This is a genomic window from Bradyrhizobium sp. (assembly GCF_019242285.1).
Taxonomy (GTDB): Bacteria; Pseudomonadota; Alphaproteobacteria; order Rhizobiales; family Xanthobacteraceae; genus Bradyrhizobium.
In genome coordinates, this window is sequence record NZ_JAFAVV010000788.1 from 1 (window position 1) to 6,167 (window position 6,167).

Sequence of the window (6,167 nt, forward strand, 5' to 3'; positions counted from 1 at the left end):
AAGACGTTGATTGGGAGCAGCACGATGTGGAGGAAGAGGACCGGATAGATGTGGGCCAGAAGGCCATACGAGATGAACAACAGGTTGCTCGCCAGCGCCATGGTCCTCAACGGGACGATCGTCGTCATGCAAAAACTTGCGAGCACCGCGATGGACGCTGCAAATCCGACGCAGTCGATCCAGCGCATCTATTTGGCCGCCGCCAGAGCGGAGTCGGCAGTTGCAAGCGGCTGCGGCCCGGCAATGTGGTACGAGATCGCCATCGCTCCGATGATCGCTATCGCGCCGTACAGAAACAGGCCGCGCCGCAGCCATTGCCGGTACAGCATGCGATCTTCCGGCGACAGCGCGCTCAATTGACGTTGAGAAGTACTCATGAGCGAGTCTCCCGAGTGCAAGTTGTCAGCCGCCGATTAGAAGATCGCGGCCAAGTCTGACGTGTACGAGCCCGCAAGGATCGGGCCGTAGAAAACGGTCGCGACTGCGAGGAAGAGCAAGACCGTCCAGATCACGAAGGGCACGCCGCCGAGCGGAGCGCTCCGCGGTTGCGCTTGCTCGGAACGGCCGAGCGCCGGAATATTAGTCGGCATCGGAAATCACCATTTGCAAAAGGCTTACGAGTATAGGGGTACTCTGACCGAGGGCTTGTGATGCCATTCACATGCGAGCGTGGTTGATCAATCAACCTCGCGAATCGGAAAGAGTTGTTTTCCGTTTCTTTCAAGATACGATCGTCGCAATAATCCGCGCGTTTGTTTTTCTAGTCATCCCCCCGTTCGGGGGGTGGCATGATCGATTTTTAAGCAGATGGAACTTTTCAATGATTTCCGACGACGCAATGGCATTCTGCGATCATCTCTACCGCTGCAATTCACTGGAGGCCTGCCGGGATCTGTTCAAGAAGGCGATCCGCCCGGCGGGATTCGATACCTTTGCCTGCGGCGAGGTCGACCTCGCCAATCGCGAGCGGACCGTCATCTATATCCTCAACTGGCCCGATCGCTGGAAGCGGTTTTACCTCGGCTCCGGACTGGTCAATCGCGATCCGATCATCGAAGAGCTGAAGCGGCGCAAGGAGCCTTTTCTCTGGTCCGAGCTACGCAACGATCGAAAGATCGGCGTCGCCGGTCGCGAAGCATTGCAGCTCTTCCAGGCTCATGGCTGGTCGGAGGGTCTCGCCGTTCCTCTTCACCGCAACGACAGCCAATTCGGCCTCGTCAGCCTGGTCGGGCGAGACGCGAGGCTGGACGGAGCGGCGCGGGCCGCGCTCGTCACGATGTCTATCGCTCTTTACGAAAAGGCGCGGCGGCTCTCATCGCGAATGGGCATCCCTCTCCAGATCGCCGGCCTCACTTTGCGCGAACTGGACGCCATGCGACTTGTCGCGCGAGGAAACACCGATCGCGAGATCGGCAGGATACTGAAGATTTCGGCCGAGACGGCGCATGAATACGTCGAAGGCGCAAAGCGAAAGCTGAAGACCCGAAGCCGCTCCGAGGCCGTCGCGGTAGCGGTGTCGATGGGATTGGTCTGAGAGCAACCGGCCGGCGGCGATACGATCACCTCGACCACATCGGTTGCCTATGCCGGATCCGGGTCATCCGCTACCATTCTCGTGGCCGCGTTCCCTCGCTCCCGCGGGCTCCCGAAACATTTCATTGGCCCGTTCGTTTCCATCCGGAACGCCGGCCCAACGGCAGGCAAATCCTGGATTTCTTTCGGTTTAGCGTGCCCTACCTTCGGATCACTTCTCCCGAGCTGACTGCGGAGCGGTGCGGTGTCGTCGCCGAGCGCCTCACGGACGAGATTTGCGAGCTTTTTTTCGATCCTCGCGCTCCGGTCACCCGCGAACAGCTACGGGAAAGGACGACCGTCCATTTCACGCCCTATCGCGACGGCGAATTGTTCGTAGCCGGGCGCACTCCAGGCGAGCGCGGCGCCGCGGACGTAACCGTCGAATTATCCGACTGGTCGATGTCCGCGCGGCAACAGCGGCGCGTAGCCGACAGACTGACCAGGGTGCGGCGAAATTGTTCGGAGTTGGTCCTTCGCAGACGGATGACATCAACATCAGATTCCATCCGTATCCGCCGAAAGATTTCGCCGTCGGCGGGCAGTTGCTCTCGGACCGGATCCAACTGATGGGCCGGGTAATGAAGCGACTTCTCAGGTAGTCCCTTGGAGGCGGCCTTCGGCGGCCGAAGGATGAGACCGGATCTTGCGAGGTCGGTCATCTCCGCGCTGCAAGAGGCCGCCGCTGTCCGCGAGTGCGAGGAGGATCGCTAATGCAAGACCGGGCGGATCGTTTCCCGGACCCCCAACGTAGACAGCCGGTACAGGCGTTCTCCATTGCTGGTCGAGGCACTCCGGTATCGAGAGCGGATGGTGCCGGCCTGTCCATCGCTAACCGACATACCGGCCCGAGCAACGTCTCCCGCGAAAGTTTTGTGACAGGGGAAAACCTTAAGCTGCCGCGAGCTTACCCGAATGCTCTCACGAGGAATCGAGCATGCTCGCCTCTCTTGCTCCTGGATCGGCCGCCACGCTTGCCATTCTTGTTGGCTGCTTCGTCCTCGTTCTCTTCTTCGAGTTCTCGAACGGGTTCCACGATACCGCAAATGCGGTCGCGACCGTGATCTACACAAACTCGCTGCGCCCGGTCGTGGCGGTCTCCTGGTCCGGTATCATGAATTTTGTCGGCGTGATCGTCGGCGGTATCGCCGTCGCCTATGCCCTGGTTGAACTGATCCCTCCTGAGGTCTTGTCGCCGCCCGACGGAAGCCTGGCCGCCGGCATGCTGGTCGCTGTCTTTGCGGCCGCGCTGATCTGGAACATCGGCACGTGGTGGCTCGGGATCCCGAACTCGAGCTCGCACGCGCTCATTGGCGCGCTCATCGGCATTGCCCTTGAAAATAGTTTTATAGCCGCTGGAGGCGGTGTGACGGGCGTCGATTGGGGCCAGGTCTGGGGCGTTCTGGCTTCGCTTCTCGTGTCGCCGATCCTCGGCTTTGTGCTGGCGCTCGGCGTGTTTCTGCTGTTCAGGCAGTTCGTCCGGCAAAGACAGCTCTATGAGCCGCCGCAAGGTGATAAGCCGCCTGTCTGGTGGATGCGGCTGTTGCTGATCCTGACCTGCACCGGCGTATCCTTCGCACATGGAACCAACGACGGTCAGAAGAGCATCGGCTTGATCATGCTCACCATCATCGGATTGATGCCGGCGAGCTACGCGCTCAACCTTGAAATGACACACGAACAGATCAGTCAGGCAACGAAGCAGATGCAAAGTGCACCCGGGCTCATCGAGCGTACCGACGGACCGCGAGAGCAGCAGGGCTTGTCCGCCGCCGGCGCGCTAGTGTCCCGATTTGAGCCGCTTTCGCGGGTTGGCGATATTCCGGCAGGCGAGCGACCTGCGGTTCGCAACGATCTGAACCAGACGCTCGCTTTGTTGCGCGAGGCGAAAGAAAGCAAGAACCTTCCAGAGGCCGACAAGCAATCGGCCAAATCGCTGCACGACGAACTGATGCGCTCGGTGCAATATGCGCCGTGGTGGGTGCGCGTCCTGAGTGCCCTGTGTCTTGGCGTCGGCACCATGGTCGGCTATCGGCGCATCGTGAAGACGCTTGGTGAACGCCTTGGCAAGTCGCATCTTGTGCCGGCGCAGGGTGCCTCGGCTGAGCTTGTCGCGGCGGTGCTCATCAGCTTTGCGGGCTTTACGGGGGTATCCGGTCAGTACGACGCATGTGGTGACCGGAGGCATTGCCGGCGCCATGGTCGGCTCAGGCGCCGGCGTACAGCGAACGACGCTATGGCTGATCGCGGCAGCCTGGGTTCTCACTCTGCCGGCGACCATCGCGTTATCAAGCGGGCTTTTCTACCTCCTTTCTTAATAACCGGAACGTCGCGGAGTCGCAGATGCCATGGCGCAGAAGAGAGATATCGGGCAACTTCCGGATGATTGTAGTCATAGCCACCCTGATCGGCCTTTATATCCTTCGAGACAGGTCCCACGCGGAAGCACTAAATCGAAATTCCGAGCCCGTTGGAGGATCATGAGTCGGGACGACGCAAGCAGACTGCTGATCAGTAGCCCTCAGTCGAAGGGAGGAGAAGGGATTTGAAGAATTCGTCTGCCCGCAATTGGTCAGCTTGGGAAATGGGTCGACTACAGTGTGCCATTATCGGCGGACTCTTACTGGCCATGGTGTTGCTGGTCCTATTCGCTTACAGCCGATGAGCATTAGGCTTGACTTCTGCAGCGCGCTTTGACCACGAAAATGATGCTTGTATCGGTGGCTGCACACCATGCGCTCGCTCTCCCACAACATGAGCGAACGTCCCATGGCGTTCCTCTCGGGAGCCTATGAACAGGCAGTGCCGCAGCACGACAGGAAAATTCGGCGCGATCATTTTTCGTTCGCGTTCTTTGCCGATCCTCCGTTGTTCTAGGACCGTTGCCGAGGAGGAAGCAAAATGTCGAAGACTGCAGCCGATCATCATAAGGCATCAGAATATCATTCGCACGCGGCGAGACACCATCAGGAAGCCGCCAAGCATCACGATGCTGGTAACCACGAAAAGGCCGCATCACGCGCATGTGGCCCATGGTCATGCTTCGCACGCACAGGAACATGTCGTGCGTCGGCGGCATTCGGCACGGACGACTATGTATTCAGCCTCGCAATTGGGGCATCGGAAAATGTACGTCGCAGCATCTGACATTGCCGGAACTATAGCCGCCTGTTCACAGCAGGAGAATTACGGATGGACAATGGCGGATCGACTTTCCGGTTGCCGGCTGTGAACATATTGGCAACCCGAACTGAATTCAGCAGAAGCTAAACGAAGGTCCTTCTGAGATTGAAAAGCATCGCCCGCTGACGCGATGGATCGATGGACGCTTCCTCGGGATAACTATTGCCGCGCCTCCCCTTTAGGGCCCGGCTTGGCGCGCTCGGCGAGCTCTTTCGCCAGTAGGCGAAACTCTTTGCGTCGTCCAGTACCGCGCCGCCAGACGAGCCCGATCTTTCGTGTCGGCACTTCGCCAAGCATCGGTCGCGTGACGAGACTCGTCCCAAGCAGCAATCCGGCGTCGACGGCGAGCGTCGGGAGCAATGTCGTTCCAAGCCCGTTGTCAACCATCTGCACAAGTGTCGCAAGGCTTGTTGCCTCGAAACTGTCCGTCGCGCGCCGGTCAGCCAGGTGACACGCCTCGAGGGCGTGTTCGCGCAAGCAATGTCCGTCTTTCAGCAGCAACAAATCCTGCTGCCACAGTTGTTGAGGCTTGATCCGCTCGGCCTGCGCAAGCGGATGCGCGCTCGGCAACCCCACGACAAAGGGGTCTTCAAACAGAATAAAGACCTCAACCGGCCCGCAATCATAGGGCTGTGCAAGCAGCACGACGTCAAGGTCGCCCCGGTGCAGCGAACCGACGAGGCGATCCGTCAAATCCTCGACCAGATAGAGCTTCAGCCGGTCGTACGTCTTGCGCAAGCCCGGAAGCACCCGCGGCAATAGAAATGGTCCAACTGTGGGAATGGCCCCCATCCGCAGCGTTCCCGAAAGAGGATCGCGTGAAGCGCTAGTGAAGCTTACGAGCTCGTCGATCTCCTTGACGATCTTGCGCGCGCGCTCCACGGCGTCGATGCCGACCGGCGTGAGAACTGCGCGGCGCTTCGAGCGGTCGACGAGCGCCACCTGCAATATGGATTCGAGCTCCTTGATGCTGGCGCTGAGGGTCGATTGAGTGACGTGACAGGCTTCAGCCGCACGGCCGAAGTGGCCGTGATCGTGCAGCGCAGTCAGATGGCGTAGGTGCCGGACCGACGGTGCATTCATCATCGAACTTTCCGATCATAATAGACGGAAATTCTCGTTGGACGTTTTGCGCTGCAACATTTATCTCTCCCGCGCGCTCAGGGGTTGGACAACAACGAGGTCGTCATGTTTGTCCCTACCTTTCGGATTGATCACGAACATCTTCCGATATTTTTTACGACGCGAACTGCGTAGCTTGGGTCGCAGTAGCTAAAGGCGAAAATCGGTCCGCAAATGGGATTTCGCGCAAAGACGCAGGAGCCTGACTGGCTCGTGGCACCTTAGCCCGACCTGACTAATTCATTGCGGCTTATACCACCGATTTCGAACGTTTTCCCAAGCAACCACAG

At 59.3% G+C, this 6,167-nt stretch carries 4 protein-coding genes and 1 pseudogene; 3 read left to right on the forward strand and 2 right to left on the reverse strand.

Annotated features, from left to right (window positions below):
• Window positions 1-188: 188 nt before the first annotated feature.
• Window positions 189-356: a hypothetical protein gene (locus tag JOY90_RS32035; RefSeq protein WP_291695096.1), complete on the reverse strand. Its 168-nt coding sequence runs from the start codon at window positions 354-356 to the stop codon at window positions 189-191.
• A gap of 317 nt (window positions 357-673) precedes the next feature.
• On the opposite strand from JOY90_RS32035, the gene JOY90_RS32040 reads away from it, so the two are divergent.
• From JOY90_RS32040 to JOY90_RS40240, 3 genes and pseudogenes are all read left to right on the forward strand, one after another.
• Complete coding sequence (locus JOY90_RS32040) at window positions 674-1,534, forward strand: LuxR family transcriptional regulator (RefSeq protein ID WP_291695097.1); 861 nt, start codon at window positions 674-676, stop codon at window positions 1,532-1,534.
• Between the two features lie 975 nt (window positions 1,535-2,509).
• A pseudogene (locus JOY90_RS32045) lies at window positions 2,510-3,652 on the forward strand (inorganic phosphate transporter); the annotation flags it as partial.
• A gap of 118 nt (window positions 3,653-3,770) precedes the next feature.
• Complete coding sequence (locus JOY90_RS40240; protein WP_367277022.1) at window positions 3,771-3,890, forward strand: hypothetical protein; 120 nt, start codon at window positions 3,771-3,773, stop codon at window positions 3,888-3,890.
• Between the two features lie 1,024 nt (window positions 3,891-4,914).
• Here the strand turns inward: JOY90_RS40240 and JOY90_RS32050 are convergent.
• Window positions 4,915-5,841, reverse strand: coding sequence for a hydrogen peroxide-inducible genes activator (locus JOY90_RS32050; protein ID WP_291695099.1), 927 nt, complete (start codon window positions 5,839-5,841; stop codon window positions 4,915-4,917).
• Window positions 5,842-6,167 lie beyond the last annotated feature (326 nt).

Bases quoted from the DNA above. Each gene is read 5' to 3' on its own strand.
- JOY90_RS40240 (WP_367277022.1), top strand. From the start codon at position 3,771: ATGGTCGGCTCAGGCGCCGGCGTACAGCGAACGACGCTATGGCTGATC.
- JOY90_RS32050 (WP_291695099.1), bottom strand. From the start codon at position 5,841: ATGATGAATGCACCGTCGGTCCGGCACCTACGCCATCTGACTGCGCTG.